Consider the following 26,886-nt stretch of genomic DNA (forward strand, 5'->3'; position numbering starts at 1 on the left):
CGCCGCATCCCGGTGGGGACACCTACGCCGCCGTCCGAGGAACCCGTTTGCCGACAGGCGCTTGAACTGCCTCACCTCGTGTAAAGCTGCCCCGATCATGAACGACCACGTCAAAACGCCCGCCACCCCACTCAAAACCTGCCCGATCTGCGGCAAGCCGCAGTCGCAGGCGACCCGCCCGTTCTGCTCCTCGCGCTGCCGCGACATCGACCTGAACCGCTGGCTGAAAGGCTCCTACGTCATCCCCGGCCGCGACGACGGGACCGACGACGTCGAATAAATAAATATTATCAAATACTTGATTGGGAAGCCGGCCAGCCGCGACGACCCTGCCCGACCTTGTGCACAGAAGGGACGCGCCCCGCGAAGCCAAAGGCGAAGCGTGGGTGGACAGGCCGCTTCCAGCCCACTATAAACCGCCCGCTCGATGGGCTTTGGCCCCTCTCTTGGAGCACGCCCAGGTAGCTCAGTTGGTAGAGCATGCGACTGAAAATCGCAGTGTCGGTGGTTCGATTCCGCCCCTGGGCACCATTCCCCTGACCTCGGACGACCCCAACAGCCGGCGGCTCCGCCGCATGCATTTGCTATGCACGCCCGGCCGCGGCTGAGTCAGACAGCTTCCGCGTCCCTGCTCATATAGGGAGATGTGCCATGGTTGCATCTAAGGGAGCGTTGTCCCTCAGGGGGCCAATTGGGGCTAATGAACCTCGCGATCAAAGCCTCGGTGCGCCTCGCCACACGACGCAAGTCACAAAAACACCCGCCGTCCGCTGGGCTATTCCGGCGCTTCTGTTGAGCCGAACTTTGCCAATGCGGATCTAGAGCGGCGCGTCACGCAGGCGCCTACCGTCTCGGTAGCGGTTCGGCGGGCGCACGGTCCAGCGGTGGGTGCGGCTTCGCGAGCCCCGTCGTACCGGGTGGTGCGTCATTGCTCACTGTACGAGTGTTGACGCGTTCCATCGTGATTGTAGACGCAACCACGATGACGGCAGCCAACGCGATTGCAAACAAGACCAAGGCTGTCCGATGCTGGTCCATCTATGCGACCTCCAGCTGAGCCTTCAACGATCGACAGTACAATAGCGGCTGTGATGAGAAGGTTCCAGATAGAGAACCGCGAACGCCTGCGGTGCGGCCCGCATCGATGAATTATGTCGTCATTTTCGAGCGCGGACAGTCCAAAACAGCACGTTCAGCCACGCGGCTGCGCATGGCACGGTGGCTAAATCTAGCGCTGCCGGACCGGGAAAAAAATGCAATCTTCTCGCCGTCTTGCGGTCCAATCTCAGATTGCCAATGACCGGGTCCTGTCCGAGCTTCGCTCGGGGCGGCCAGGTAAGCTAAGTCGGAATATGCCCAACAAGAAAGCTATCGAGAACATCCTGTCCAGCTTGCGGACGGTTGGAGGAAGCTCACCCGAAGTGCATCCCTCTGGGAAATTTGAGCACTTGACTGACGAAAGCGTTCTCCGCCTCTACGAAAGCATTCGTCGCCAAGTCGATGCCGACAAAGCACTCGGCGATAAATATCGTCTGGTGGGGCTTGCTGCCAAGGAGCGAGCTGAACGCCTGAGCGAAGAACTTCTTCGCCGAGGGGTGAAATTTAGCCCGATCGCTTGGTAGCGATACGCTTGGATGATTGGACGTAGCCCACAAGAGAAAGGGGGATCGTTGACCGGGGCAAACCATCGGCAAAATTCTTCGTATACGATCGTCTGAACGTCCTCCGCTGACTTCGCTGAAGCAAGGCGTGGGATGATCGTTCCTGCTTCCGGCGCCCATTCGCAATTGTGAGACTTGAGCACGAGTCGCGGTCCCGCCGCCGTGCTATTGCTGCTCCTCGCAATCCGCGCGAGGACATCCATGCTTCCCTTTCCTGCCGACATCTTCACCGAGCCCGAGGACGTCTCGCCCGACGGCCTTGCCAATCTCGGTCCGCTCCGCCGTCTCGCCGGCAGCTGGCAGGCCGACAAGGGCATCGACATCAATCCGAAGGCGGAGGGACCGGAGCGGCGCACCTTCATCGAGCGCATCCGCATGGACCCGATCGATCCGCAGGCCAACGGGCCACAGCTGTTCTACGGGCTGCGCTATCACATCCACATCAACACGCCCGAGGAGGACATCACCTTCCACGACCAGGTCGGCTATTGGCTGTGGGAGCCGGCGACCGGGCTGATCATGCAGACGCTGGCGATCCCGCGTGGGCAGGTGCTGCTCGCCGCGGGTAAGGCCGGGCCGGACGACAGGAAGATCTCCGTCACCGCGAAGCGCGGCGACACCGCCTACGGGATCTGCTCGACCGACTTCCTGGAGCAGGCCTTCCGCACCGACTCCTATCGCTGCGACATCAGCTTCAACGACGACGGCAGCTGGACATATCTGATCCAGACCGAGTTGTTTGTGCGCGGCGCGCCGTTCAATCACCACGACACCAACACGCTCAAGCTCATCGCGCCGCCAAAGCTCAATCCGCTTGCGGCGATCGTGAACGATCGCGCCAAGGCCGGCGGATCGGCGGCCTGAGATGCGGAGAAGCACATGAAGCCTTATGTCGTCTGTCTCATGCACTCCAGCCTGGATGGCCGCACGCATGCCAGCCGCTGGCGCCCGAAGGGTGCGGGCACGGACTGGTTCGAGAGGATCCATGACGAGCTCGGCGGCGATGCCTGGGTGATCGGCCGCGTCACCGGCTCGGAATTCGCCAAAGGCAAGCCGTACCCGGCCGAGACGCGCGAGACATTTCCGCGCGAAAGCTGGTTCGCACGGCGCGATGCGAAAACCTATGGCGTCGTGCTCGACGCGCAGGGCAAGATCGGCTGGGGCCGCTCCGACATCGGCGGGGATCCGATTGTCGTAGTGCTGACCGAGAGCGTCTCAGATGCGCATCTGGCCGGGCTCCGCAGCGAGGGCGTATCCTATATCTTTGCCGGCAAGACCGAGATCGACCTGGCGCTGACGGTCGACATCCTCAATCGCGAGCTCGGCGTGAAGCGTCTGCTGGTGGAGGGCGGCGGCGTTGCCAATGGCGCGTTCCTGCGCGCTGGCCTCATCGACGAATTCGATCTGATCCTCAGCCCCGCGATCGACGGCGCGAAGGGCGCACCCTTCGTGTTCGATTCAACGGAGGCGGACGGCGACAAGCGCGCACCACTGACCGCGATGACGCTGGAGAGCACGCGGGAGCTTGGCGGCGGCGTCCTGCTGCTGCGGTATCTGATCCAGAACGATCCGCAGGCCGTGACCAAGTAAAGCACGGCTATGTCCGAACCATCCGAGCACATCGTCATCGTCGGTGCCGGCGCCGCCGGCCTGATGGCGGCGCGGGAGCTGGCCCGTGCGGGCAGACGCGTGACCATCCTGGAGGCGCGCGAACGCTGCGGCGGGCGCATCCGTCCGCTGCCGGCGTCGCAGTTCGGCTACTCCGCCGATGGTGGTGCCGAGTTCGTCCATGGCGAGGCGCCGGTCACGCGGGCCTTGCTGCGCGAGGCGGGGCTGTCCCTTCAGGAGATTGAGGGCACGCAGTGGAGCTTTGACGGCGCAGGCCTCTCGCGTGAGGGCCGCCATGATCCGCATGAGGCGGAGCTGCAAGCTGTGCTCCGGGACTTGAAGGACGATCTCACTGCGGCCGATTTCCTACGCCGTCATTTTGCTGGGGTGGAATATGAGCGGCTGCGCCATTCGATCGAGCGGATGGTCGAGGGCTATGATGCGGCAGACCCCGAGCGTGCCTCGACGCTGGCGCTGCGGGAGGAGTGGATGGATGGCGGTCACGCTCTGCAGGCGCGGATCAATGGTGGCTATGGCGCGCTGATCGACTTTCTGGTGACCGAGTGCCGCGGTTACGGCGTTGCGATCCGGCTCGGTTGCGCCGTGTCGGCGATCGAGCAAGAAGGCGGCGCCGTGGCGGTGCGTTGCGCCGGTGGCGATGGGCTTGCCTGCGACCGCGTCATCCTCACCGTGCCGCTGCCGCTGCTGCGCGAGATTGCGCTGCCGGCGAGCGCAAGCGCGAGGGCCGCTGCCGCCGACGACATCGGCTTCGGCAACGTCATCAAGGTCCTGCTCCGCTTTGCGCGGCCATGGTGGCGCGACCACGGCGAAGATCTGGGGGATATGACCTTCCTGCTGTCGGACGAGGCGATACCGGTGTGGTGGACGCGATACCCGGACCAGCATCCCCTGCTCACCGGTTGGTTCGGCGGCCCGCGGACGGCGGAGTTGTCGCATCTCGAACCGCAAGGGCTGATCGAGGCCGGGCTCGACTCGCTCGCTGGCATCTTCAAGCGGTCACGCGAAGATATCGCGCGCGATCTCGTGGCGTCGGCTGCGATCAATTGGGCGCACGATTCTTTCGCCCGCGGCGCCTATTCCTGGGCGACGCCACGGACGCGCGCGGCGCAGGCGATTCTCGCGCGCTCCGACGGCGTCGTGCTGTTTTCCGGCGAAGCGCTCTATCGCGGCCGCGACATGGGTACGGTCGAGGCGGCGCTGGCGAGCGGGCTGGAGACGGCGAGGATGATCCTGCGGCGATAAGGAAGAAGGCCCGCATCTCTGCGGGCCTCTTGTCTCACCAGCGTCCGCCGCCGAAGCTGAAGGTCACGCCGGGACCACCGCCGTAATACCCATACGGTCCGCCGCCATAATAGCCGTGGTGCCGCGGGTAATAGCCGTAGCTGCGGTAATAGGGGCGATAATGGCCGTGGTGGTGATGGCGCCAGTGGTGATGGTGCCGATGACCGTGATGGCGGTGCCTGTGCTGCGCGCTGATGTCGGTCGATCCGCTTCCTTGCGCGTTCTGCTTCGCGCTTGAATCATTGGCCGCGTTTGCCGTCGATCCGCCGGCAATCGCCGCAGCGCCGAGGGCCATCGCGACAAAGAGATATTTCATGTCATCACTCCAGTTGAATGTCGTGTGACAACAGATGAGCATCCGGCGCGTTCCGGCTAGTACGGGCGTCGAAACGACGCAGTGTGCGACGCCCGATTTGCACGGATGCGTGTGCGTCGTGAGTCTTAATGCCGCATCACCGGCGCGATTCGCATTGCTGCCATCACTCCGCCGCGAATGAGGCGACCACGTCGGCAGTGGTGACGATGCGCGCGAATTCGCCGTCGAGATTCGACAGCGTCATCGCATGGATCTCCTCGGCCGAGTGCGCATCACCGTCGGGCCCGATACGCTCGAATGTCCATGTCGCATCGCGCACGAGCTGCGCGTCGAAACCGAGATTGCCGGCCATCCGTGTCGTCGTCTCCACGCAATGGTTGGTCGTGGCGCCGCAGATGACGAGCGTGCCGATGCCAGCCGCGCGCAGGCGCGTCTCGAGGTCGGTGCCGATGAAGGCGCTGTTGACGCGCTTGACGATCACGGGTTCGCCCGGCTGCTCCTGCGCCTCGTCCTTGACGGTGTAGCCGGGACGGGACGGAAGAAACGATGAATTCGGCTTGGTGCCTTCATGTCGGATGTGGAAGATCGGCGCGCGGCTGGCCCTGAACGTCTTCAGGAGATCGGCGATGCGCGCCACCGCATCCGGATTGTTGCGCCGCTTGCCCGCCGCCTCCCATTCGTCGAACGCGCGCTGGACGTCGACCACGATGAGGGCGGAGAGGGGGCTGGTCATGGAGCGCGACTTTCTAACTTGCTTGCTGCGCCAACTATGCGAGGCGAAGAGGACAACGCGCAATGTCAATCTTCCCTCGTTTCACGACCTGTAGCCGGGATAAGCGATGCAGCTATTGCGACGTTGCCAGCGGCAGGCTGACGTGAAAGACGGCGCCGCCAGACGGTGCGTTTTCGGCCCAGATGCGCCCGCCATGTGCCTCGACGATGGTATGCGCGATCGAGAGGCCGATGCCCATGCCTTGCGCCTTGGTCGTGAAAAACGGCTTGAAGATCTCGGTCACCTTTTCGACGAGGACGCCGTCGCCTGTATCGGCGATGGAGACCAGGGCCTGATTGCCGTCGGCGAGACTGGTTCGACCGACGACACGGCGCCGATCGTCCGGAAGATGCGCCACCGCATCCATGGCGTTCACGACCAGATTCAGGATGGCTTGCTGCAATTGAATCTTGTCGGCCTTCACGCGAATGTTCGCGGACGACGGCTCCGTCGCGAGTTCGATATCATGGGTCAGGGCCTGCACGGAGAGGAATCGAAACACCTCGCCGACTGTCGCATTGAGGTCGAGCTCGCGCCGTTCGGCCGGGTCTCGCTTCAGAAACGAGCGCAGCCGGTGGATGACTTCGGCTGCCCGCTGATCGTCGCGGCGGATGTGGTCCAATATCTCGCTGATCTCGCCGAGGTCGGGAGCCGGATGCCGCAACACCTGCTGGGCCGCCTCGGCGTTGATCAGAATCGCGGCGAGCGGCTGGTTCAGCTCGTGGGCGATCGAGGCGGACATCTCTCCGACGGTCGCACGGCGGTTCAAGTGGGCGAGCTCCGACATGCGCTGGCGCGCCTCGACCTCGGCCAGGAAGCGCAGCCTGCGCTCGCGTAACAGAGTGGCGATCATCAACGCCTGCACCAGCACCACGCTCGCGACGATCGTGGAGTGCCAGTAATACCGCTCCCAGAAGCTGGGCTCGCGGAACCGCACCTCGCTGCCTGTGGGCAGATTGGCTTCGTCGACGTTCCAGCGTTTCAGCTCCCGCCAGTCGAAGATCGGCTTCACGTTATCCCCGCTGAAGGGCGGGATACTCGACGGCGCTTCGCCGTCGAGTATCCGCATCGCCACTTCGCCGGCTTCCCGTCCGATGCTGTCGGATAGTAGCAAGAAGCCGCCCACTCCCGACCGTCCGAGGAACGTATCGGATGTGATGACGATCGGGCGGTTCGCGCTCTCCGCGACGCGTGCGAGCGCTGCAGCGGGGGAATAATAGGTGCCTTCACCGTCGGAATACATTGCCGAGGTCAGGATCGCAGAGCGGGCGGGCTGGGCGGCGACTTGCTTGCGGACCTCACGCAACGTTGTGTCGGACAGATCGGTGACCTCGAGATCGGGCATTGCGGCCGCAAAATCCTGTTTCCATTGGCCGTACACCAGCGGATTCTTCCAAGCGCCGCCGACGAGGACGACGCGGGTCAAGTCGGGAACGATTGCGCGCGCTGCAGTCAGGAGATGTGCCGGCCTCACGTGGGCGAAGACCGCCGTCGTGTCCGGCAGGAACAGCGCGCGCGTCTCGGGCAGATCGGGCACGAAGCCGTATACGACAGGTGCGGCGGGCCAGATCTCCTGCTTCCGCGTCTGAAGGAATTTCGCCGATGCGACGCCGATCGAAACGATGACGTCGATCGAGCGCTGCGCATATTTGGACTTGAGGTGACCGACGAGGCTCTCCTCGTAGTCCGGCCCAGGGAAGCGGGCGAGATCGAGGCTCTCGCCGTAGATCACGGGCTGGATCTTGCCGTTCTGCTTCGCTGCAGCGCGGATGCCGGTAAAGATCTCCAGATAGAAGGGCGAGCGAAAATCGGCTTCTTCGAGAACGAGAATAGAGCGCTGCTGCGGGCCGTCGGCCGCTATGCATTCATGCGACAGGTTGGTGAAGAGGCAGACGATCAGGATGCGCGCGAGGCCGCTGAGGATACGCATTGCTTCCGGACCCCGCCTCCGCTTGCAATCGGGCTCCTCAAGGAGGACGCACGGGAGAGCATACAGGGCTGACCTGGGGTTTCAACGGAAGGATGCGGGGTCGCTCCGCTGAGGACGGGGCGCCCGGAGGGCGGCTACTTGAACGGATCCTGGATCGACGGCGCCGACTGCCGGATGCGGCGCACACTGACCGGCGTGCCGTCGGAGACGAACAAAAGCTCGTACTTGCGGCCCTCGCTGTCGGTGGCCGAACAGGTGACGTCGTTCACCCTCTTGGCGGCGAAATTGCCGGTCTGGCGGCAGACACCGGTGGAGGTTTGCGCCGCCGGCACCGGCAGGCCGTCGACCTTCGGCCGGTCCTTGGAGTTGAGCAGCATGCGGTCGATCGGCAGCTCGTAGGAATTGTCGTCGGCGCGCTTGCCGTTCTCGCCGGAGAACGACACGACGTGATTTTCGTCGGCGGGATCGTCGACCGCGACCGCAAAATTGACCCGGCCCTTGTCGCCATGGGCATAGGCCACCGTCTTACACGCCAAGGTGCGACCGGCGATCTTCAGCGTCTTGCAACGGCCGGACATCAGCGCCAGCAAGTCAATAAAGTCGTTCTGCTGCGCCGGCGGATTGTTGACGGGGATGGGAGCAGAAGGCTCGGCAAAACAAGGGCTTGCCAAGGCGATGAGGGCGACACCGAGGACCGGTCGGCGGAGGCGCATCGGAAGGCTCACATGCCAGGGAACCATGGAAAAGTTCCGTTCGATAACCATCGAACCGCAAATTGGTTGCGATCCCGTTTGTCTTGTCGAACCCGACTGGAATACCACCGCGCCACCTCAACGGCGATTCATCGAGATCGCCAGCCTATCCCACCCGGCACTTGGCGTCAGGCTGGTGTTTTTTTCGTGGCAGATCTAGCCCGCCGCCGCCTGCCAGCGCGTATCGCGCAGGGACGGGCGGCGATGCAGGCGGGCCTCGAGCAGGGCGCGGGCGCGGGGCAGTTCGCCGTTGCGCATGAGCGCGACGATGTAGGTGTCCTCGATCAATTCGCGCTGGGCGTGGCTGCCGCCGATGCGCACGACGTCGGCAAGAACCGGCGCGAGCGTTTGCACGCAGGCTGCGTAATCCTCGTCCGAAAAGGCCAGAAGCGCGCGGCAGATCGCGGGCACCACCGGGCCGGCCGTCAGCTTGCCGTCTGCGAGCCGCTGCTCGATCATGGCCAGACGCGCGGCAAGTGCCTCGTGATTCTGCGTTGCGGCGGCGAACAGCGCCATGTGGACATCGGCGAACGGCAGGCCGGATTTCGGGAAGAGTTTTTGCGCGGCGGCGTCGGCATCACGCCAGAGCGCCTCGGGCACGGTGTGGCCGTAGGCCGACAGGCGCCAGAGCAGCGAGGCGCTGTCGGTGACGACGTTGAGCGGCGGCGCCTGCGTGACGGACGGCTGGAGCACGTCGGCATAGATCGACAGCGCCCGCGCCGCATCGCCGTGCTCGAGTGCGCCGAGCGCCTGGTGCCAGCGGATGTGGCCATGCAGAATCCCGGCGCGGTCGTAAGAGGGGATCCAGTCGTCGACGAGACGATCGGCCTCCTCGATCGAGCCGTCCTCGAACATCGCATGCAGCACGGCATGCGCGGCGTGAGCGTTGGCGCGGCGCAAATTGAAGCCGCGCTCGGTGACGCCGCGGCCGCGCGCGACATCGCCGTTCTCCGTCATCGCCCAGCCAGACATGGTGAGGAACCACCAGTCCTCGCCATAGTGCTGCGCGACGCGCTCGCACAGCTCATGTCGCGCGCGATCGTGATCGGCCATGCCGGAGAAGGCGAACAGGCCGAACGCACCGAGCGGCAGCGACAGCACCAATGCATCGCGCGGCCATGTCTCGACGTGCTGGCGCATCGCCGCAATCGCCTCGGGCAGTCGTCCCTCGATCGCGAGCGCCAGCGCCTCGACATGGGAGCGCTCGCGCTCCGTGCCGCCCTTGGCGACGAGCTCGCGCGCGATCGCCGCTTTGCTGCGTGCGAGGTCGCCCTGCTGATAGAAGGCGTGCACGCGGGCACGGGCGATATGGGCTAGCGCGAATTCCGGATCGGTCGCGATCGCGCGCTCCAGCGCTTCCGCCGTGCCGGTCCATCCCGCGAGCATGAGGTCGACGCCCTCGCGATAGGCGGATGCTGCTTCGTGCGAAGAGGTGGAGAGCGGAAGTCCGTAACGATCTTCGGGCGTCATGGCCGTCTCCCCGTTCTCAAGCCGTCCGTGCGCGGCGTCCCTCGATCGGATAGGCGGGGTCGTTGTAGCCCGGCGTCGAGGGATGGCCCGGCGTCACCAGGCGATCGATCAGGGCTTCGTCATCCGCAGTGAAGCGATAGTCGAGCGCGCTGAGGTAGTCGTCCCATTGCTCTTCCGTGCGGGGGCCGGCGATGATGGAGGTCACGAATGCGGAGTTCAGCACCCAGGCGACCGCGAACTGGCCAGCGGTGATGCCTTTCTTCTCGGCGTGGGACTTGATCTCCTGCGCCAGCTGGAGCGATTCCGGCCGCCATTCGGTCTGCATCATGCGGGTGTCGTTGCGGCCCGCGCGCGTCTCCTTGTCCGGCGCGGCATCGGGCTTGTACTTGCCGGTGAGGACGCCGCGCGCGAGCGGGCTGTAGGGCACGATGCCGAGGCCGTAGTAAGAGCAAGCCGGGAAGTGCTCGACCTCCGGCATGCGGTTCATGGCGTTGTAATAGGGCTGGCTCACTGCGGGCCGGTCGATGCCGAGCCGGTCGCAGATGTTACAGATCTCCGCGACGCGCCAGGCACGGTAGTTGGAGATGCCGAAATAGCGCACCTTGCCGGCGCGGATCAGGTCGCCCATCGCGCGCACCGTCTCCTCCAGCGGCGTCGCATGGTCTTCCTTGTGCAGATAGTAGATATCGATGTGGTCGGTGCCGAGCCGCTTCAGGCTCTCGTCGGCGGCCTGCAACACCCAGCGCCGCGACAGCCCGCCGCGATTGGGATCATCGTGCGTTCCGTTGTTCATGGGGTTTGCGAGTTTCGTCGCGAGCACCCAGGCGTGGCGGTTACCGGCGATGGCGCGTCCCACGACCTCTTCGGAGCCGCCCTTCGAATAGGCGTCCGCCGTGTCGATGAAGTTGATCCCGGCATCAAGCGCCTTGGCGATGATCCGTTTTGACGTGGCTTCATCGGTCGGCCCGCCGAACATCATCGTGCCCAGACAGATCGGCGACACTTTCAGGCCGCTGCGGCCGAGCTGGCGGTATTGCATGGGCTGTTTCCTCAAGCGATTTGGTGAGCAGCAGCATAGCCGCCTCACTCCGTCATTGCGAGCGCAGCGAAGCAATCCAGAGATGCGTCCGCGGAGAGGTTCTGGATTGCTTCGCTGCGCTCGCAATGACGAGGGTGGAGCGCACGCTGTGCCCCACACATTCGGTGTCAACGCGCGGCTTGACCGAGCGATCCGGTACGCCGAGACGTCAGTGATTGAGCCGAGAGGCCGCGGCGTACCGGATTCCCCGCCTTCGCGGGGAATGACAGTGGTGAGTGCGCCTACCCCGGCCCCTTCAAGATCTTGAACACGCCATTCGCCATCACGATGCAGCGATCATCCACCGTCACCTCGGTGCTCATGAAGATCAGGCTGCGCGTCGAGCGGACCACGCGCGGGCGGGAGATCAGGATGTCGCCGATCTGGCCGGCCTCGACGAAATGGGTGTCGAGCTGCACCGTCGCCATGAACTCCTTGCCGGAGACGTAGCGGGCGGTCATGCCGCAGGTGCGGTCGGCGAAGGTCATCATCACGCCGCCCTGGACCATGCCGCGGCGGTTGTGGTGCTTGTCTTCGGTCGCGAGCGCGAACTCGTAATGACCGTCGACCTTGCGCTCCCACAGCGGGCCGATCAGGTGCATGAAGCCCGTGGTCTCCAGGATGCTCCAGCCTTCTGATTTGAGCCTTGCGGCGGCCTTGCTCGTCATGTCGTCGTCCATTCCCGTGCTTGCGTTCTCATTTCATCGAGGCCGGACGTGGTGTAGTCAAGCATGATGAGACCGTTCGACGATGCCACACGGCGGAATATCGCGGCTGCCTGCGCCGCCTTCGCGCGCCTGCCGGACGAAGACACGCCGGCGGCATTGAAGCGCGCTGCGGTGGCGGTTGCGCTGACGGCCGCAGGCGCGGGTGACGAGACTGCGCTGCTGCTCACGCTGCGCGCATCTCACTTACGCGCGCATCGCGGCCAATGGGCCTTGCCGGGCGGACGCTGCGACGCCGGCGAGACGCCGGTCGAGGCGGCGCTGCGCGAACTCGACGAGGAGCTTGGTCTTCGCCTCACGCGCGCGGATGTGCTCGGCACGCTCGACGACTATCCGACCCGCTCCGGCTACCTGATCACGCCGGTCGTGCTCTGGGCCTCCGATAGTGCAGCGATCAGACTGAACCCGGACGAGGTCGCCTCCGTCCATCGCATCGCGCTCACCACGATCGAGCGCGAGGACGCTTTCGACTTCGTCGCGATTCCCGAGAGTGCGCGACGCGTGATCCGCTTCCATCATCAGATGAGCCTGATCCACGCGCCGACGGCGGCGCTGATCTACCAGTTCCGCGAAGTGCTGGCGGGCCGACACACCCGCGTGACCGAGCTGGAACAGCCGGTTTTCGCCTGGAAATGACATGGTAAACGCCGCGTTAACGTGACGGTTACCGGATGCCTGCTAAGAGGGCAGCATGCACCACACACCGATTCGACGTGCCCTGACGCTGGTTCCATTTGCGCTTCTCCTGCTCGCGCCCGCTGCGCGCGGCGGCGAGGCCGATGCGCTGCCGCCCGCCGTTCGCGATGCTAAGGCCCAGCTGCTGTCGCAGTTTTTTGCGCAAGGTGGGGCGTCGGCGGCCGTGCTCGAATATCGCCGCAAGCTCGCGGAATATCAGGCCGCCCGCGCCGCCTTTGACGCCGAGGCCGGCGCCTATTGGAGCCAGATCTCGGAGAAGCGGCGCGGCCGCAACGCCAAGCGGCGCAGCGGACAACAGGTCACCTTAGAGGATTACGTGCTGGAGCATCCGCCGCTCTATAACGGGCCGAAACGGCCGGTGAACCCGGAGCCGGAGGAAACGCCGGAGCGTCCGCCCCGAAAGCCCATCCCTGTCGTCGCCGATTTCCTGCGCGCGGCGCAGGAGCTCTACCAGTTCACGCCGCAGCGCCCGACCAGCGAGGTCGAGTTCAAGCGTGCCTATGCCCGCTACGCGCTCGCCTCCGGGCTGACGCGCGAGCAGGCGGTGCGGGTCTATTCGTTCGAGACCGGCGGCACCGGCAGTTACGACGTGCAGGCGGGGATCGAGCATGGCGGCAGGCGCGCGATCTCGACCGCGATGGGCTACAATCAGCTCCTGACCACCAACAGCGTCGAGCTGCTCGCCGAGCAGGGGCATGAATTGATCCGTGCGCTTTCGGAGAAGGTGGCGCGGACCTCAGGCCCGCCGCGCCAGGCACTCGAGCACAAGCTCGTTGTGCTCAAGAAGATGGTGGGGCATGCGAAGTCGGTGCCCGACACCTGGTCGGAGCACGAGAAGATCGGCAACACCGCGCAGGGCTGGGCCATGCACGCCATGGTGCTCGACGTCGACGTCGGCCCGATGCTCCAGACCCACAAGCTCCTGACCTCGGTGCTGTTCGCGCGCGCCAAGGGCTACGCCCGTCCGCTCAGCGCGGCCGAGCTCGAGATGATGAACCTCACCGGCGACGGCACCGGCCTCGACATGGTGACGATGCCGCAGGCGATGCGCGGGCAGGTGCCGACCTCCAATTTCTTCCAGCGTGGCGGCTACGAGCGCAACCCGGTCGCGATCCGCCACAACACGGTGGCGAAGTTGCTCGCCGTGACAGATGAGCGCATGGACTCGAACAGCAGCAAGCCCGGCGCAAGGGAGCTGGCGGGAGCGTTTTGAGACACTGCTTGCTTCACCTCGCCCCGCTTGCGGGGAGAGGTCGGATTGCATCGAAGATGCAATCCGGGTGAGGGGGTACAGGTCCCTCGACAATCTCATGCGCGGAGAGAGGCCCCTCACCCCAACCCTCTCCCCGTAAGAACGGGGCGAGGGAGCGCACCGTCACTGCGGCATCTACTGATCCGACCCGAACTTGAACTTGCCGTCGCCCTCGAGGTACGGGCCGGTGCGCATGTAGAGCTGGCCGTTGTGGCCGATGAAGAACAGCGTGCCCTTCGGCACTTTCTTGGCGCCCTTGAGCAGCTCGCCGGCATTGCTGGTGCCCATCTTGTAGGAATAGGTCTTGCCCTCCTTGTCATAGGCGTAGCCCATGTCGGACTTGAGCTCCCACGGCGTCGCTGCAGTCTGGCCCAGTGCCGGAGCGGCAAAGGCGCCGAGCGCGACTGTGATTGCAAATGGCTTGATTGAAAATGCCGTCATTCCCATCCTCCCACGGTCGGGACATTCCGGGTTTGAACAAATCACGAACGGTATTTCAGGGTCAATTCGCGAAAGCGCCGCAGCGCATCACGTCTCGCCCAGCAGTTTGTGATTTTCCCTTCGTCCCTTCGCGACTATGTTCCGCTTTCCGTCTAGAACGCAACTCGACAAAATTATTGGTGGGGATGATTCGAATGCGCCATGTCATTAAACTTTGCGGGGTTGCTGCCTTGTCGCTGACGGCGATGGCGCCGGCCGCCCGGGCCGATGATTACCAGCTCACCCACAACCAACGCATTTCGTGCAGCCGCGGCCTTGCCCCCGGCAAGTTGAACACCGCGACCTGCAAGTCCTACACCTACCTCTTCAACACCAAGACCTCGGAATATTTCCGCTGCCAGGTCTCGCTGGCGCTGACCCGCGACAACAAGGAGGTCATCAACGTCCAGACCGATGGCGGCTGCACCAAGAAACCGCGCATCTTCGAGACCGACGGCAAGTACGATTTCGACGCCACCGAGACCGAGCCGCCGAACACCAACTCGTTCTTCGGCCCCGGCGGCTATTCGATCTGGGCCGCCGATGTCGGCGCGCAGAAGGTGCGCGGCTGCATCACCATCTCCTCGGGCCTCGGCTCCGACATCTCCAAATGCCTGGACATGACCTTCCAGTGAGGATGCGCCGGTGATTGAGCGCTCGATCGCCGCCACATAGACCGTGCGCTCCCTCCCCCGCTTGCGGGGGAGAGCTGGGGAGAGGGTCTCTCCGCAATGGGACAATCCCGTGGAGGAGAGAACCCTCACCCGGCGCTACGCGCCGACCTCTCCCGCAAGCGGGAGAGGCTGTACCGAGTCCGTGGCACGAGCAACAGTCCCTCACGTGAGCCCGCTCGGCTGCGCCACCTCGCCGCACCCGCGGGTTCCCCAAAAGCCGAGCCGGAACGGCCATTTACCGCAGTCCTGTTTTGCCTTTTGGATGGGTTGACCCGCTCCCCTCATCCGGCCAATTTCCCCGCCGGTTTGGGGAGTACAACAACCATGAAACGGACGTTCTTCGGCGTGGCCGCGGCTCTTGCTCTGGCGGCGACGGCGCCTTGCGCACATGCGCAATCCTTCATCAACGTGCTGACCGGCGGCACCTCCGGCGTCTACTATCCGCTCGGGGTCGCGATCGGGAAAATCTACGGCGACAAGATTCCGAACGTGAAGACGCAGGTGCAGGCCACCAAGGCGTCGGTCGAGAACCTCATCCTGCTGCAACAGGGCCGCGGCGAGCTGGCGTTCACGCTGGGTGACTCGCTGAAGGCGGCCTGGGACGGCGAGGAGGAGGCAGGCTTCAAGAGCAAGCTCGACAAGCTGCGCACGATCGGCGCGATCTATCCGAACTACATCCAGATCGTCGCGACTGCGGAATCCGGCATCAAGACGCTGGCCGACCTCAAGGGCAAGAGCCTGTCGGTCGGCGCGCCGAAATCGGGCACCGAGCTGAATTCCCGCGCGATCCTGAGCGCCGCCGGCATGAGCTATAAGGACCTCGGCAAGGTCGAATATTTGCCGTTCGCCGAATCCGTCGATCTCATGAAGAACCGGCAGCTCGCCGCGACCCTGCAATCGGCCGGCCTCGGCGTCGCCTCGCTGAAGGACCTGTCGACCTCGAGTCCGATCACGGTGGTGTCGGTGCCGAAGGAGACCGTCGACAAGATCGGCCCGCCCTTCATCTCCGCGATCATTCCGGCCAACACCTATACGGGTCAGGACAAGGACGTGCCGACGGCTGCCGTCGTGAACTACCTCGTGACCAGCTCGGCCGTGTCGGACGATCTCGCCTACCAGATGACGAAGCTGGTCTACGAATCGCTGCCGGAACTCGCCAATGCGCATGCGGCCGGCAAGGAGATCAAGCTCGAGACGGCGGCCAATGGCAGCCCGGTTCCGCTGCACCCCGGCGCGATCCGCTATTACAAGGAAAAAGGGCTGATCAAGTAAGGTCGGCTCTCGCAGTAGAGCGTCATGGCCGGGCTTGTCCCGGCCATCCACGTTCTATGGGTAGGCGAGAAAGACCGTGGATGCCCGGGACAAGCCCGGGCATGACGGCGCGGGGGGACCGTGCCAAGCTACAAGCGCTGGATGGTTGAGGACGAATAATGCTGGAAAAGGCAGAGGGTACTGCGGCGCCCGTCAAGGTCGAGTTTGACAATTTCGAGCACGGCTTTCCGGAAGGCTTCGGTCCGGGCTGGTGGGGTACGCTCGCCTACTGGATCGGCATCGCCTTTGCGACCTTCCAGCTCTATGTCGCCGCCTTCAACTATCTGCCGAGCCAGGTGGTGCGCGGCGTCCATGTCGGCTTCCTCGTCCTTCTCACCTTCGGCCTGATCGCGAACTTCACGGCGAAGAGCGATGTCGGCCGCGCGCTGGGCTGGGTGATCGGCGGTGCCGGCTTCTTCTGCGGTCTCTATCAGTGGATTTTCTACGCGGACCTGATCGCCCGCGACGGCGATCCGACGCGGCTTGATCTCGTGGTCGGCACGCTGCTCGCGGTGCTGATCTTCGAGGGCACGCGGCGACTGATGGGCGCCGCGCTGCCGCTGATGTGCGGCGCGTGCCTCGTCTACTGGTTCTTCGGGCAGTACCTGCCGTCGCCGCTCAACCATCGCGGCTATGACTTCGACCAGATCGTCACCCATCTGTCGTTCGGCACCGAAGGCTTTTACGGCGTGCCGATCTATGTCTCGGCGACCTACATCTTCCTGTTCATCCTGTTCGGCTCGTTCCTGGAGCGCGCCGGCATGATCCAGCTCTTCACCGACGTCTCGCTCGGCCTGTTCGGCCGCACCCGCGGGGGACCCGCCAAGGTCGCGGTGTTCGCCTCGGGCATGATGGGCACGATCTCGGGCTCCGGCGTTGCCAACGTCGTCACCGTCGGCCAGTTCACCATTCCCCTGATGATCAGGTTCGGCTACCGCCGCGCGTTCGCCGCGGGCGTCGAGGCGACGGCCTCGATGGGCGGCCAGATCATGCCGCCGGTGATGGGCGCGGTCGCCTTCATCATGGCGGAGACGCTCGGCGTCCAGTATTCGGAGATCGTCAAGGCGGCTGCGATCCCTGCGATCCTCTATTTCGCCTCCGCGTTCTGGATGGTGCACCTGGAAGCCGGCAAGCACGGTCTCGTCGGCATGAAGCGCTCCGAGATCCCGAGCGCCTGGAAGGCGCTGGTGACGCGTTGGTACCTCGTGCTGCCGCTCGCAGCCCTCGTCTACATGTTGTTCGAAGGCTTTACGCCGCTCTATGCCGGCAGCATGGGCCTTGCGCTGACGGTGACGCTGATCCTCGGCACCGCCATCACGACCGGCGCCTCCTCGAACGTGATCCGTTACATTTTCTGGATCGGACTTGCGCTCGTCGTCGCGGCGCTGTCGCGTGACGGCCTGCAGATCGTGCCGGTGACGACCGTTGTGGTCGGTCTGATCGTGATCACGGCGTTCGTGCGCGGCGGCTTTGCGGCGTTGCGCGCCTGCCGCGATGCGCTCGCTGAAAGCGCGAAATCCGCCATCACCGTCGGCATGGCCTGCGCTATCGTCGGCGTCATCATCGGCATGATGTCGCAGACCGGCGTCGGCACCATCTTCGGCGGCTGGGTGATCGGGCTCGGCGAGAAGAGCCTGTTCCTGGCGCTGATCATGACCATGCTGCTGTCGATCCTGCTCGGCACCGGCATTCCGACCATCCCGACCTACATCATCACCGCTGCGCTCGCCGCGCCAGCGCTGGCGAAGCTCGGCGTGCCCTTGATCGCGAGCCACATGTTCGCATTCTATTACGGCATCATGGCCGACCTCTCGCCGCCGGTGGCGCTGGCCGCGCTCGCGGCCGCGCCGATCGCCAAGGAGAACCCGGACAAGATCGGCTGGGAAGCGATGCGCATCGCGCTCGCCGGTTACGTCATTCCCTTCATCTTCGTCTATTCGCCCGCCCTGATGCTGCAGGCCGGCGATCCCATGGCGGCCAAGCTCGGCTTTTATGGCGCGGTGGCGCTGGCGAGCTTCAAGGCGCTGGTGGCGATCGCGCTGTTCGGCATGGTCGCGATCGGCTTCCTGTTCACGCGGCTGACGCTGATCGAGCGTCTGGTCGCGCTCGGCGCCGCGCTCTGCCTGCTCGGCGAATTCCAGTTCAGCGACACTGCGGGCTTCGTGCTCGCCGCAGCGCTCGTGCTGTGGCAATGGCGGCAGCGTCCGCCTGTAACGGTCGAGGCGGCGTGAGCCTCTGCTTCGCAACAATGGGCGGCGTGAAGGCGCTTACGCTGTCCGCCTTCACGCTGGCCTGGACGCATTCGATCGCGAAGGTCGAATGGCAGGAGGATTGGCGCGTCACGCCCGCCGGGCTCGAACTGGTGCAGGCCCGCGTCAAAGGTACCGGCCCCGGCATGGAGCCGCCGCCCGAGGCGCGGCTGGTCGACGGCTGGTTTCAATGGCAGCCGAACCGCGCGCCGATGTCGGAGGTGGTGCTCGGCAATTCGGGCGCGGCCGGAGAATGGCGGCTGTGCCATGAGGGAAGCTGCCAGACGCTTTCGGAGATTGTCGGCCATCAAGTCGGTGCTAACGTCACCACGATGAGCATCTGCGACCAACAGCAGAAATAGGGGAGACACGCGATGGATCGGCTCAAGGGCAAGGTTGCGATGGTGGTGGGGGCCGGCTCGATCGGTCCCGGCTGGGGCAACGGCAAGGCGACCGCGGTGACCTTTGCGCGCGAGGGCGCGCAGGTGTTTTGCGTCGATCGCAACGGCGCGGCGGCCGAGGAGACCGCGAAGATCATCACTGGCGAAGGTGGCAAGGCGACCGCGTTCACGGCCGACGTCGCGCGACATGCCGAGATTGAGGCGATGGTGGCGGCGTGCCTCAAGGCCTATGGCCGCATCGACGTACTCGACAACAACGTCGGCATTGCCGAGATGGGCAGCGTAGTCGAGGTCGATGAGGAGAGCTGGGATCGCGTCTTCACCGTCAATCTCAAGAGCGCCTACCTCGCCATGAAGCATGTCATCCCCGTGATGGTGAAGCAGGGCGGCGGCTCGATCATCAACATCTCGTCGATTGCCTCGATCCGCCATGTCGGGATTTCCTATGTCAGCTACAACGCCAGCAAGGCGGCGATGAACCAGCTGACGCGCTCCACCGCGATCGAGTTCGCCAAGCACCATGTCCGTGTCAACGCGATCCTGCCCGGCCTGATGAAGACGCCGATGGTCGAACATTCTGCCGGCCTTGCCGCCAGCTACGCCAAGGGCGACGTTGAGGCGATGTGGCGCGCGCGCGATGCCCAGGTGCCGATGGGTCACATGGGCGATGCCTTCGACGTCGCCAACGCCGCGCTGTTTTTGGCGTCGGACGAGTCGAAATATGTCACGGGGATCGAGCTCGTCGTCGACGGCGGGATCACGTGCAAGGCTGGGGCTTGAGGCAATACTGCAAGAACCGTCATCCTGAGGTGCGAGTAGCGCAGTGCTCATGCACTGCGCTGCGATCCTCGAAGGATGAACGGCCCGCTACAGCCGGGCCGCCGCCCTTCGAGGGCCGCTGAAGAAGCGGCCACCTCAGGGTGACGGATTTTGCATTTGTGTTTCGGCTGCAGATTGTTCACTGCGCCAGCGCCAATATCCCACCGGCGAACGCGTGCCAGGCCGCCGTCTCGCTGATCGGCCAGTTCAGCACCTTTACCGCCAGCAGCGCGAGCGTGCCGTAGATGTAGACGGGATGCACGCGGCCTTCGGTGCGCCAGTCGCGCACCATGGCGACGACGAGCAAAAGAGATGCGACCACAGCCGGCGCGATGGTGACCGGCACCGGCGGCGGGCCCGGTGGTCCAGGAGGCGCGAGGAAGGTGAGGAACCAGCGCGCGATCGCGGCGTCGAGGATCGACACTGCAGCGAGCAGCATCAGGCGCTTGTGAATCTCCGGTTTGCGCGTGTTCATGATTGCGAGCAGGAACACCACGGCGAAGAACGCGATCCCGCTCATCGGCACGATCGAGAAGCCGATGCCGGCCTCCTTCTGCCCGAGCGCGGCGGCGTGCTGCATCACATGGACGGAGGCGAGGAAGCCGAAGATCGGCATCGCGGTCGCCAGCGACACGCCGGCGATGCCGAGCGAACGATGGTTGACCACGCGCCCGGAGGCGGCGAGCCAGGTCTGCAGCACGAAATAGAGCGACCAGGTGAAGAACAAGAGTCCGTGAAAATGGATCACGGGACTTGCGGAGAACGTCCGCTGCGCAAGCGGGATCCAATAAGTCGGTGCGAAGCCGAGAAACGCAGTGGCGGCGCAGGCCAGTGACATGTGGAGATAAAAATATCGTGCAGGCGACGCATCTCGCGCGCGGACACGACGGTCGTCGATCAGAGTCGTCATCTGGAATGAGTCTGGGGACGAAGGGTTTGGTTCAAGCCCCCACTGTCGTCCCGGACAAGCGCAGCGAAGCGGAGCGGAGATCCGGGACCCATAGCCACAGGAAGGGGTCGTAGCGCGAAGCTCGCAACTCCGAGTCTTCGCCAAACACGATTTCGTGGCTACGGGTCCCGGATCAGCGCGCGCTTTTTGCGCGCTTGTCCGGGACGACATCTGGTTTGTAACACCGGGTTGATTATCCCCCCGCGCTCAATTCTGCGCGATCGAGTTCCTCCTCGACTCTGTGAAACGCGTCGTCGCCGATCACTTCGGTGTCGCGCAGGCCGAGGATCGATTTGCGCGCGGCCTCGATTGCGCGCAGGCGCAGCGCATCGGCGGGCAAGCGGCCATGGGCGATGCCGCCGTTCGGATCGTCGTCCGCCTGCATCAGGATGGCGCGATATTCGAGCCGCAGGATTTCCGCTTCCTCCGACGGATCGTCCTCGATCGTATCGAGCGCGGCGCGATAGGCCACCGCGCGTGCCCGGGCGACCTCGATACCGACCGGATCGTCGTCCCTAAGGCCGAAGGCCAGGATCAGCGGCCGCAAGGTCAGGCCCTGGATGATCAGCGATCCCAGCACCACCGCAAAGGCGATGAAGACGATGAAGTCGCGATAGGGAAAGTTCTCCGGCAGTGCAAAGGCGGTGGCGAGCGTGACGAGGCCGCGCATGCCGCACCAGGAGATGATGAGGCCGCCTTTCGGCGAGGCGACGGCTTTCGGGTCTTTCGGGTGATAGATTCCGCGCGCGATCAGCACGCGCAGCGTGGTGCGATAGAACGTGATCCAGAGCAGCCGCACCAGCACGACCGTGAGCAGGATCCAGGCCGCGGCCACGCAATATTCCCAGCGCACTTCCGCATCGAGGCGCGTCCAGATCGGGCGCATCTGCATGCCGATCAGCATGAAGGCAAGCACATTGAGGACGAATACGATCGTCTCCCACACCGCATAGGAGGGCACCCGCAGCCGTGCCGGCATGCGCGCCCCGGCCGTGCGCGCGACGGTGATGGCGTAGACGACGATGGTGAGGATGCCGGAGAGACCGAGATGCTCGGCGGCAATCCAGACCATGAAGGTGGTGGCGAACTGCACGATGATCGCGCTTGGCGCTTCCTTCACGCGCTCCAGGAACAGCGGGATGATGCGCCCGGCGAGAAGACCGGCGAGGACGCTGCCGACCAGCCCGAGCGCAATCGTCGGCGCGACCTCGCTCCATTTCAGGTGCTCCATCACGACCGCGCCGACCGCGATGCGATAGATCAGCAGCGCGCTGGCGTCGTTGAGCAGGCTTTCGCCCTCCAGCACCTTGACCATGCGGTAGGGCAGCTTGACCTGGCTCAGGATGGCGACAGCTGCCGCAGCATCGGGCGGCGCCACGATGGCGCCGAGCGCAATCGCGGCGGCCCAGGGCATGTCAGGCATCAGCCGGTGCGCGACGAAGGCCACGCCCACCGTGGTCAGGCCGACCGCGGCCACCACCAGGGTTGACACCGGAACCCAGTTGTTGCGCAAGTCGCGCAGCGAGGTGTCGAAAGCGGCATCCATCAGCACCGGTGCGACAAAAAGCGCCAATGCCAGGTCGGGTTCGAGCGTCCAGGACGGGCTGTTGGGCACGAAGGCGATCAGGGCACCGCCGATGGCGAGAAAGGTCGGGTAGGGGACCTTGATCCGCCGCGCCAGCGCCGATAATGCAACGGCGCCGAGCAGGAGGGCGATGATCCATTCGAATGTCGACACGATGATCCCCGAAAACCGATTTGAGCGACGCCACAACGTAGCACCAATCCGGCCGTAAATGATCGATCCTGCGGCGACAAGGCAAGATTGAAGGCAAGGCTGAGGACAAGGCTGACGATAAGGCTGAAGGCAAGACTTCCCGACACGAGCATGCGTTCTTTTCTCATTCAACTGTCAGGCGGCGGACTGCTTTGCGTGCTCTTGCTCGCCGCGGCCCATGCCGCGACGGGCACCGAGCCGGTCTCGGTGGCGCAGGTCGACGTCGCGCCATGCCTTGCGGCGGCCGCGGCCGACGACATGGACAAGGCCGTCGCAGCCTGCGCGGACGTGATCGACAACGAGAAGACGGCGAAGGAAGATCTGATCAAGGCGCTGATCGCCCGCGGCGCACTTTATGCGCGGCGTGACCAAATCGACCGAGCGATCGCCGACGACAGCCGCGCGCTTCTGCTCGATCCCGGCCTCGCGGACCTCTTCAACGCGCGCGGCGAACTCTGGCTGAAGAAGGGCGACAAGCCCAAGGCGGTGCAGGATTTCGGCGCGGCGCTCAGAATCGATCCGAACCACGCGAAAGCCAAGGCCAATCACAAGGCGATGGCGCGCGAGCTTGAGCGGATCGGCGCGCAGATGGCGGTCGCCGGCAAGCCCAGCTTCAATTGCGTGCGAGCGCGCCGTGCGGTGGAAAGGGTGATCTGCGGCAATCGCGAGCTCGCCGATCTCGACCGGGAGATTTTTGGGTCGAACGCGCGCGCGATCCGGGAGGCGCGCAATCCTGCCGAGGCGAAAGCGCTCCAGCGCGAGCAGGACGAGTTCATCGCCCGCCGCAATGCCGGTTACGGCCGGCCGGGATACGATCTAAAGAAGGCGATGCAGGAGCGCCTGCAGAGGATTAACGGGGTGGATGGGAATTGAGGCGGTCTTCGCCTCGTGAGAGGTCGTCATGCCCGGGCTTGTCCCGGGCATCCACGTTCTTTGGTCCGCGGCCAAGGCGTGGATGGCCGGGACAAGCCCGGCCATGACGGCGCCGACAGCCACCGAATTGAACCCATCCCTTGGCCGCGGCGACAACGGTGAGAACCCGATGTCACGGAGCCCTATGCCATGTGCGGCACGCATTCTTCCGCGCAGATGCCCTCGTTTGCGAAGATCTCGCCTCGCGCCTTCCTGCTCGGCGCGGCAATGAGCCTTGCCCTCGTCGCCTCCGCCTCGGCCGGCGCCGATTGCGTGCTGGGCAGCAAGGCTGCTCCCGCGGAACTGATCTCGGCGTGCAGCGCCATCATCGACCAGAGCGCAAATCCGGGGTCTGACCGCTCCGCGGCGCTCGTCGCTCGCGCCGAAGCCAATGCGCGGACCTCCGGCGGCCTGTCGCAGGCGCTGCGCGATCTCGACCGCGCCATCTCGCTCGACGGCAAGAATGCAAAGGCCTGGCGCGTGCGCGGCGACCTCTTGCGCGAGGCCGGCGGTGATCTCAATCGTGCCGCGGCCGATCTGACCAAGGCGATCGAGCTCGATCCACAGGATGCAGAGTCTTACGAGCTGCGCGGTGTCGTCTACACCAATCAGCGCCGGCTAGACCGTGCCATTGCAGACTACGACCAGGCCATCAAGCTGAAGGCGGATTTCGCCCAGGCCTGGTCCGACCGCGGCGCGACCTTCTATCTGCGCGGCGACTACGACAAGGCCGTCGCTGACCTCAGCGAGGCGCTGCGGCTCGATCCGAACCGGGCACGCAGTTACACCAACCGCGGCGCCGCCTACAAGAAGCTCGGCGAGCTCGACAAGGCGATCGCAGACGACAGCGACGCGATCCGGCTCGATCCAAAGGTGCCGGAGTATTTCGACAACCGCGGTCTCACCTATGCCGCCATGAAGGAGTACGACAAGGCGATCGCCGATTACGATCAGGCGATCCGTCTCGAGCAGCGGGTGAACTTCCTGACCAACCGCGGCGACTCCTACCAGTTCAAGGGCGAACTCGGTGCTGCGCTGTCGGACTACAATGACGCGCTGAAACTCGATCCGAATTTTGCCAAGACCTACAACAACCGTGCCGTGCTCTACAAGAAGATGGGCGAGCGCAAGAAGGCGCTGGCCGACTACGAGGCGACGTTGCGGCTCGATCCCGCCAATGAGAACGCGCTCAACGGCCGCCGCGCGATGATCGCCGAGATCGCAAAATTTGGCGGCGAGCCGGCCCGAGTGCTGAACGCCGCTGCCAGCGACCCGTCGTTCGACTGCGCCTCCGCCAAGCGCGAGGTCGAGAAGGTGATCTGTGCCGATCCGCAGCTCGGCGTGCTCGACCGCCAGATCGCCGAGGCCTACGAGCGCGTGCTGAGGGCTTCGAAAGGACGTTTCGCGGGCGACCTGCGCAAGTCCCAGCGCGATTTCCTCGTCACGCGCGATGCGAGCTTCCGTCGCCCCGGCTACGATCTGAAGAAGGTCATGCAGGACCGCTTGCTGCGGCTGAACGCGATGGAAAGCTGAGAGTCGGATCTTCACCTCTCCCCGCCTGCGGCGAGAGGGCGCCCTCCTCCAAAAGGCCCATTCTTTTCAGCTTGAACCGCGGCCCGTTCCCGGGAAAATACCCTTCAAACACGGCCGGCAATTGATCCTGGTCATGGCGGGACGCTCGTCATGTCGCCAGGTCAGGCCGGGCGAACAAAGGGAACGGGAGCGCGGGAATGAGCATCCAGGGCAAAAGCAGCTATCACGACGTCCACGCGCGCTCGCTGGCGGATCCGCAAGGGTTCTGGGCCGAGGCGGCTACTGAGATCGACTGGATCGAGACGCCGAAAACCATCTTCGATGCCAGGCAAGGAGCCTACGGCCGCTGGTTCGTCGGCGGTGTGGTCAACACCTGCTACAATGCGCTCGACCGCCATGTCGAACGCGGTCGCGCCGACCAGGTCGCGCTGATCCACGATTCCCCGCTGACGAGCAGCGTCACGAAGTTCACTTACGCCGAACTCTTGAAGGAGGTGCAGGCGCTCGCCGCCATCATGCAGGATTTTGGCGTTGCCAAGGGCGAACGCGTCATCCTCTATATGCCGATGGTGCCCGAGGCCGTGGTCGCGATGCTCGCCTGCGCGCGCATCGGCGCGGTGCATTCCGTGGTGTTCGGCGGCTTTGCCGCGAAAGAGCTCGCCACCCGCATCGACGACGCCCAGCCGAAGCTCATTCTCTCCGCGAGCTGCGGCATCGAGCCCGGCCGCATCGTGCAGTACAAGCCGCTGCTCGACGAGGCGATCAAGCTCGCGAGCACGAAGCCGAAGGCCTGCATCGTGTTGCAACGTCCGCAGCACACCTGCGACCTGACCCCGGGGCGCGACTACGATTGGGCGAGCCTGCGCCGCAAGGCGCTGAATGACGGCAAGAAGGCGCCCTGCGTGCCTGTCGCCGCCACCGATCCGCTCTATATCCTCTATACGTCGGGCACCACAGGCATTCCCAAGGGCGTGGTGCGCGACAATGGCGGGCACCTCGTCGCGGTGAAATGGTCGATGTTCAACCTCTATGGCGTCAAGCCGGGCGAGGTCTGGTGGTGCGGCTCGGACATCGGCTGGGTGGTTGGTCACAGCTACATCGTCTACGGCCCGCTGCTGCACGGCGCGACCTCGATCATGTACGAGGGCAAGCCGGTCGGCACGCCCGATGCCGGTGCGTTCTGGCGCGTGATCTCCGAGCACAAGGCGGTCGCCTTCTTCACCGCCCCGACCGCGTTCCGCGCGATCCGCAAGGAGGATCCGGAGGGAAAATTCATCCGGCAATACGACCTCGCCACGTTCCGCACACTGTTCCTCGCCGGCGAGCGCGCCGATCCGCCGACGGTGGAATGGGCGGAGCAGCAGCTCAAGGTGCCGGTGATCGACCATTGGTGGCAGACCGAGACCGGCTGGTGCATCGCCGGCAATCCGGTCGGGCTCGGCATGCTGCCGGTGAAGCACGGCTCGCCGACGGTGCCGATGCCGGGTTACCAGGTCGACGTCGTCGACGAAGCCGCAAAGCCGGTCGGCCCCAACACCATGGGCTCGATCGTCATCAAGCTGCCGATGCCGCCGGGCTGCCTGCCGACGCTGTGGAATCAGGACGCGCGCTTCAAGGAAGCATATTTGAGCGAATTTCCTGGCTACTACAAAACGTCGGACGCCGGCTACAAGGACGACGACGGCTATGTCTTCGTCATGGGCCGAACCGACGACATCATCAACGTCGCTGGCCATCGCCTCTCCACCGGCGGCATGGAGGAGATTCTGGCCTCGCACCCTGACGTCGCCGAATGCGCCGTGCTCGGTGTCAAGGATGCGATCAAGGGCGAGGTGCCCTGCGGCTTCCTGGTGCTGAAAGCGGGCGTGAAGCGCGACCCCGCCGAGATCGAGAAGGAGATCGTCGCGCTGGTGCGCGACCGGCTCGGCCCGGTCGCCGCCTTCAAGCTTGCGATCACCGTCGGCCGCCTGCCCAAGACGCGCTCCGGAAAGATCCTGCGCGGCACCATCAAGAAGATCGCCGACGGCGAGGCCTGGATCATGCCGGCGACGATCGAGGATCCGAAGGTGCTCGACGAGATCGGCGAGGCGCTGAAGGGGAGGGTGTGAGGTCTGGGCCTGTCATTCCGGGGCGATGCGAAGCATCGAAGAATCTCGAGGTTCCTGGTGCTTACGCACCATCCCGGAATGACGGTGTTGCCGACTTACAATCTCCGCATT

26 protein-coding genes and 1 tRNA gene are annotated in these 26,886 nt (G+C 64.7%); 17 read left to right on the forward strand and 10 right to left on the reverse strand.

Annotation, left to right across the window (positions count from 1 at the left end; all coding sequences use genetic code 11):
• The first annotated feature begins 97 nt into the window (after positions 1-97).
• The 6 genes from yacG (at position 98) to NLM27_RS36615 (ending at position 4,532) form a co-directional block, all read left to right on the forward strand.
• The gene (gene yacG / locus NLM27_RS36590; protein ID WP_254147883.1) at positions 98-280 is read left to right on the forward strand and encodes a DNA gyrase inhibitor YacG; all 183 of its coding nucleotides are present in this window, start codon (positions 98-100) and stop codon (positions 278-280) included.
• A 175-nt stretch (positions 281-455) separates the two neighbouring features.
• Positions 456-531, forward strand: a tRNA-Phe gene (locus NLM27_RS36595).
• Positions 532-1,352: 821 nt separating this feature from the next.
• A complete protein-coding gene (locus NLM27_RS36600) occupies positions 1,353-1,622 on the forward strand; it encodes a hypothetical protein (RefSeq protein ID WP_254147884.1) in 270 nt (89 codons plus the stop codon).
• A 240-nt stretch (positions 1,623-1,862) separates the two neighbouring features.
• Positions 1,863-2,525: an FABP family protein gene (locus tag NLM27_RS36605; protein ID WP_254147885.1), complete on the forward strand. Its 663-nt coding sequence runs from the start codon at positions 1,863-1,865 to the stop codon at positions 2,523-2,525.
• Between the two features lie 15 nt (positions 2,526-2,540).
• Positions 2,541-3,251 (forward strand): dihydrofolate reductase family protein, encoded by a 711-nt coding sequence (locus NLM27_RS36610; RefSeq protein WP_254147886.1) that lies wholly within the window; start codon positions 2,541-2,543, stop codon positions 3,249-3,251.
• Between the two features lie 9 nt (positions 3,252-3,260).
• On the forward strand, positions 3,261-4,532 hold the full coding sequence (locus NLM27_RS36615; protein ID WP_254147887.1) for an NAD(P)/FAD-dependent oxidoreductase: 1,272 nt from the start codon (positions 3,261-3,263) through the stop codon (positions 4,530-4,532).
• A gap of 34 nt (positions 4,533-4,566) precedes the next feature.
• Here NLM27_RS36615 and NLM27_RS36620 read toward each other — a convergent pair whose 3' ends face one another.
• From NLM27_RS36620 to NLM27_RS36635, 4 genes are all read right to left on the reverse strand, one after another.
• Positions 4,567-4,887, reverse strand: coding sequence for a hypothetical protein (locus tag NLM27_RS36620; RefSeq protein WP_254147888.1), 321 nt, complete (start codon positions 4,885-4,887; stop codon positions 4,567-4,569).
• Between the two features lie 163 nt (positions 4,888-5,050).
• Complete coding sequence (locus tag NLM27_RS36625; RefSeq protein WP_254147889.1) at positions 5,051-5,620, reverse strand: cysteine hydrolase family protein; 570 nt, start codon at positions 5,618-5,620, stop codon at positions 5,051-5,053.
• Positions 5,621-5,732: 112 nt separating this feature from the next.
• Positions 5,733-7,589, reverse strand: a complete 1,857-nt coding sequence (locus tag NLM27_RS36630) for a sensor histidine kinase (RefSeq protein WP_254147890.1) — start codon at positions 7,587-7,589, stop codon at positions 5,733-5,735.
• A 134-nt stretch (positions 7,590-7,723) separates the two neighbouring features.
• The gene (locus NLM27_RS36635) at positions 7,724-8,302 is read right to left on the reverse strand and encodes a hypothetical protein (RefSeq protein ID WP_254147891.1); all 579 of its coding nucleotides are present in this window, start codon (positions 8,300-8,302) and stop codon (positions 7,724-7,726) included.
• 25 nt (positions 8,303-8,327) lie between these two features.
• Between NLM27_RS36635 and NLM27_RS36640 the strand changes: the two genes are divergently transcribed.
• On the forward strand, positions 8,328-8,501 hold the full coding sequence (locus tag NLM27_RS36640; protein ID WP_254147892.1) for a hypothetical protein: 174 nt from the start codon (positions 8,328-8,330) through the stop codon (positions 8,499-8,501).
• Here NLM27_RS36640 and NLM27_RS36645 read toward each other — a convergent pair.
• The 3 genes from NLM27_RS36645 to NLM27_RS36655 all read right to left on the reverse strand — a co-directional run bounded on the left by NLM27_RS36645 (position 8,498) and on the right by NLM27_RS36655 (position 11,557).
• The gene (locus NLM27_RS36645) at positions 8,498-9,811 is read right to left on the reverse strand and encodes a tetratricopeptide repeat protein (RefSeq protein ID WP_254147893.1); all 1,314 of its coding nucleotides are present in this window, start codon (positions 9,809-9,811) and stop codon (positions 8,498-8,500) included. The genes NLM27_RS36640 and NLM27_RS36645 overlap by 4 nt on opposite strands.
• A gap of 16 nt (positions 9,812-9,827) precedes the next feature.
• Positions 9,828-10,850, reverse strand: a complete 1,023-nt coding sequence (locus NLM27_RS36650; RefSeq protein WP_254147894.1) for an aldo/keto reductase — start codon at positions 10,848-10,850, stop codon at positions 9,828-9,830.
• A gap of 281 nt (positions 10,851-11,131) precedes the next feature.
• Entirely contained in the window at positions 11,132-11,557 is a 426-nt protein-coding gene (locus NLM27_RS36655) for a PaaI family thioesterase (RefSeq protein ID WP_254147895.1), read from the reverse strand.
• 63 nt (positions 11,558-11,620) lie between these two features.
• Here NLM27_RS36655 and NLM27_RS36660 point away from each other — a divergent pair, with 63 nt between their 5' ends.
• Positions 11,621-12,250, forward strand: a complete 630-nt coding sequence (locus NLM27_RS36660; protein ID WP_254147896.1) for a CoA pyrophosphatase — start codon at positions 11,621-11,623, stop codon at positions 12,248-12,250.
• A gap of 55 nt (positions 12,251-12,305) precedes the next feature.
• The gene (locus tag NLM27_RS36665) at positions 12,306-13,523 is read left to right on the forward strand and encodes a hypothetical protein (protein WP_254147897.1); all 1,218 of its coding nucleotides are present in this window, start codon (positions 12,306-12,308) and stop codon (positions 13,521-13,523) included.
• A 174-nt stretch (positions 13,524-13,697) separates the two neighbouring features.
• Here the strand turns inward: NLM27_RS36665 and NLM27_RS36670 are convergent, their stop codons facing one another.
• Positions 13,698-14,003 (reverse strand): hypothetical protein, encoded by a 306-nt coding sequence (locus tag NLM27_RS36670; protein WP_254147898.1) that lies wholly within the window; start codon positions 14,001-14,003, stop codon positions 13,698-13,700.
• Between the two features lie 194 nt (positions 14,004-14,197).
• On the opposite strand from NLM27_RS36670, the gene NLM27_RS36675 reads away from it, so the two are divergent.
• From NLM27_RS36675 to NLM27_RS36695, 5 genes are all read left to right on the forward strand, one after another.
• The gene (locus tag NLM27_RS36675; RefSeq protein WP_254147899.1) at positions 14,198-14,677 is read left to right on the forward strand and encodes a hypothetical protein; all 480 of its coding nucleotides are present in this window, start codon (positions 14,198-14,200) and stop codon (positions 14,675-14,677) included.
• Positions 14,678-15,040: 363 nt separating this feature from the next.
• Positions 15,041-15,988 (forward strand): TAXI family TRAP transporter solute-binding subunit, encoded by a 948-nt coding sequence (locus NLM27_RS36680; RefSeq protein WP_254147900.1) that lies wholly within the window; start codon positions 15,041-15,043, stop codon positions 15,986-15,988.
• A 158-nt stretch (positions 15,989-16,146) separates the two neighbouring features.
• On the forward strand, positions 16,147-18,258 hold the full coding sequence (locus tag NLM27_RS36685) for a TRAP transporter permease (RefSeq protein WP_254147901.1): 2,112 nt from the start codon (positions 16,147-16,149) through the stop codon (positions 18,256-18,258).
• Positions 18,219-18,638, forward strand: coding sequence for a DUF1850 domain-containing protein (locus NLM27_RS36690; RefSeq protein WP_254147902.1), 420 nt, complete (start codon positions 18,219-18,221; stop codon positions 18,636-18,638). The genes NLM27_RS36685 and NLM27_RS36690 overlap by 40 nt, the downstream gene beginning before the upstream one ends.
• A gap of 12 nt (positions 18,639-18,650) precedes the next feature.
• Complete coding sequence (locus NLM27_RS36695; RefSeq protein ID WP_254147903.1) at positions 18,651-19,457, forward strand: SDR family NAD(P)-dependent oxidoreductase; 807 nt, start codon at positions 18,651-18,653, stop codon at positions 19,455-19,457.
• A gap of 178 nt (positions 19,458-19,635) precedes the next feature.
• Here the strand turns inward: NLM27_RS36695 and NLM27_RS36700 are convergent, their stop codons facing one another.
• Both NLM27_RS36700 and NLM27_RS36705 read right to left on the reverse strand, forming a co-directional pair.
• The gene (locus tag NLM27_RS36700) at positions 19,636-20,406 is read right to left on the reverse strand and encodes a hypothetical protein (RefSeq protein ID WP_254147904.1); all 771 of its coding nucleotides are present in this window, start codon (positions 20,404-20,406) and stop codon (positions 19,636-19,638) included.
• Positions 20,407-20,638: 232 nt separating this feature from the next.
• The gene (locus tag NLM27_RS36705) at positions 20,639-22,183 is read right to left on the reverse strand and encodes a sodium:proton antiporter (RefSeq protein ID WP_254147905.1); all 1,545 of its coding nucleotides are present in this window, start codon (positions 22,181-22,183) and stop codon (positions 20,639-20,641) included.
• Positions 22,184-22,333: 150 nt separating this feature from the next.
• Between NLM27_RS36705 and NLM27_RS36710 the strand changes: the two genes are divergently transcribed.
• The 3 genes from NLM27_RS36710 (at position 22,334) to NLM27_RS36720 (ending at position 26,775) form a co-directional block, all read left to right on the forward strand.
• Positions 22,334-23,095 carry a tetratricopeptide repeat protein gene (locus NLM27_RS36710; protein WP_254147906.1) on the forward strand — a complete coding sequence of 254 codons (762 nt, stop codon included), beginning with the start codon at positions 22,334-22,336 and terminating at the stop codon, positions 23,093-23,095.
• A gap of 189 nt (positions 23,096-23,284) precedes the next feature.
• Positions 23,285-24,667 carry a tetratricopeptide repeat protein gene (locus NLM27_RS36715; RefSeq protein WP_254147907.1) on the forward strand — a complete coding sequence of 461 codons (1,383 nt, stop codon included), beginning with the start codon at positions 23,285-23,287 and terminating at the stop codon, positions 24,665-24,667.
• A gap of 197 nt (positions 24,668-24,864) precedes the next feature.
• The gene (locus tag NLM27_RS36720; protein ID WP_254147908.1) at positions 24,865-26,775 is read left to right on the forward strand and encodes a propionyl-CoA synthetase; all 1,911 of its coding nucleotides are present in this window, start codon (positions 24,865-24,867) and stop codon (positions 26,773-26,775) included.
• The last annotated feature ends 111 nt before the right edge of the window (positions 26,776-26,886 follow it).

The sequence above is a fragment of the Bradyrhizobium sp. CCGB12 genome, assembly GCF_024199845.1.
GTDB lineage: Bacteria > Pseudomonadota > Alphaproteobacteria > Rhizobiales > Xanthobacteraceae > Bradyrhizobium.

What these genes read in the sequence shown, in the direction of transcription:
- NLM27_RS36695 (WP_254147903.1), top strand. Translation starts at nt 18,651, where the DNA reads ATGGATCGGCTCAAGGGCAAGGTTGCGATGGTGGTGGGGGCCGGCTCG.
- NLM27_RS36655 (WP_254147895.1), bottom strand. Translation starts at nt 11,557, where the DNA reads ATGACGAGCAAGGCCGCCGCAAGGCTCAAATCAGAAGGCTGGAGCATC.
- NLM27_RS36615 (WP_254147887.1), top strand. Translation starts at nt 3,261, where the DNA reads ATGTCCGAACCATCCGAGCACATCGTCATCGTCGGTGCCGGCGCCGCC.
- NLM27_RS36625 (WP_254147889.1), bottom strand. Translation starts at nt 5,620, where the DNA reads ATGACCAGCCCCCTCTCCGCCCTCATCGTGGTCGACGTCCAGCGCGCG.
- NLM27_RS36665 (WP_254147897.1), top strand. Translation starts at nt 12,306, where the DNA reads ATGCACCACACACCGATTCGACGTGCCCTGACGCTGGTTCCATTTGCG.
- NLM27_RS36605 (WP_254147885.1), top strand. Translation starts at nt 1,863, where the DNA reads ATGCTTCCCTTTCCTGCCGACATCTTCACCGAGCCCGAGGACGTCTCG.
- yacG (WP_254147883.1), top strand. Translation starts at nt 98, where the DNA reads ATGAACGACCACGTCAAAACGCCCGCCACCCCACTCAAAACCTGCCCG.
- NLM27_RS36680 (WP_254147900.1), top strand. Translation starts at nt 15,041, where the DNA reads ATGAAACGGACGTTCTTCGGCGTGGCCGCGGCTCTTGCTCTGGCGGCG.
- NLM27_RS36675 (WP_254147899.1), top strand. Translation starts at nt 14,198, where the DNA reads ATGCGCCATGTCATTAAACTTTGCGGGGTTGCTGCCTTGTCGCTGACG.
- NLM27_RS36690 (WP_254147902.1), top strand. Translation starts at nt 18,219, where the DNA reads ATGGCGGCAGCGTCCGCCTGTAACGGTCGAGGCGGCGTGAGCCTCTGC.
- NLM27_RS36610 (WP_254147886.1), top strand. Translation starts at nt 2,541, where the DNA reads ATGAAGCCTTATGTCGTCTGTCTCATGCACTCCAGCCTGGATGGCCGC.
- NLM27_RS36635 (WP_254147891.1), bottom strand. Translation starts at nt 8,302, where the DNA reads ATGCGCCTCCGCCGACCGGTCCTCGGTGTCGCCCTCATCGCCTTGGCA.
- NLM27_RS36700 (WP_254147904.1), bottom strand. Translation starts at nt 20,406, where the DNA reads ATGACGACTCTGATCGACGACCGTCGTGTCCGCGCGCGAGATGCGTCG.
- NLM27_RS36660 (WP_254147896.1), top strand. Translation starts at nt 11,621, where the DNA reads ATGATGAGACCGTTCGACGATGCCACACGGCGGAATATCGCGGCTGCC.
- NLM27_RS36620 (WP_254147888.1), bottom strand. Translation starts at nt 4,887, where the DNA reads ATGAAATATCTCTTTGTCGCGATGGCCCTCGGCGCTGCGGCGATTGCC.
- NLM27_RS36715 (WP_254147907.1), top strand. Translation starts at nt 23,285, where the DNA reads ATGTGCGGCACGCATTCTTCCGCGCAGATGCCCTCGTTTGCGAAGATC.
- NLM27_RS36600 (WP_254147884.1), top strand. Translation starts at nt 1,353, where the DNA reads ATGCCCAACAAGAAAGCTATCGAGAACATCCTGTCCAGCTTGCGGACG.
- NLM27_RS36685 (WP_254147901.1), top strand. Translation starts at nt 16,147, where the DNA reads ATGCTGGAAAAGGCAGAGGGTACTGCGGCGCCCGTCAAGGTCGAGTTT.
- NLM27_RS36645 (WP_254147893.1), bottom strand. Translation starts at nt 9,811, where the DNA reads ATGACGCCCGAAGATCGTTACGGACTTCCGCTCTCCACCTCTTCGCAC.
- NLM27_RS36630 (WP_254147890.1), bottom strand. Translation starts at nt 7,589, where the DNA reads ATGCGTATCCTCAGCGGCCTCGCGCGCATCCTGATCGTCTGCCTCTTC.
- NLM27_RS36650 (WP_254147894.1), bottom strand. Translation starts at nt 10,850, where the DNA reads ATGCAATACCGCCAGCTCGGCCGCAGCGGCCTGAAAGTGTCGCCGATC.
- NLM27_RS36720 (WP_254147908.1), top strand. Translation starts at nt 24,865, where the DNA reads ATGAGCATCCAGGGCAAAAGCAGCTATCACGACGTCCACGCGCGCTCG.
- NLM27_RS36670 (WP_254147898.1), bottom strand. Translation starts at nt 14,003, where the DNA reads ATGACGGCATTTTCAATCAAGCCATTTGCAATCACAGTCGCGCTCGGC.
- NLM27_RS36710 (WP_254147906.1), top strand. Translation starts at nt 22,334, where the DNA reads ATGCGTTCTTTTCTCATTCAACTGTCAGGCGGCGGACTGCTTTGCGTG.
- NLM27_RS36640 (WP_254147892.1), top strand. Translation starts at nt 8,328, where the DNA reads ATGGAAAAGTTCCGTTCGATAACCATCGAACCGCAAATTGGTTGCGAT.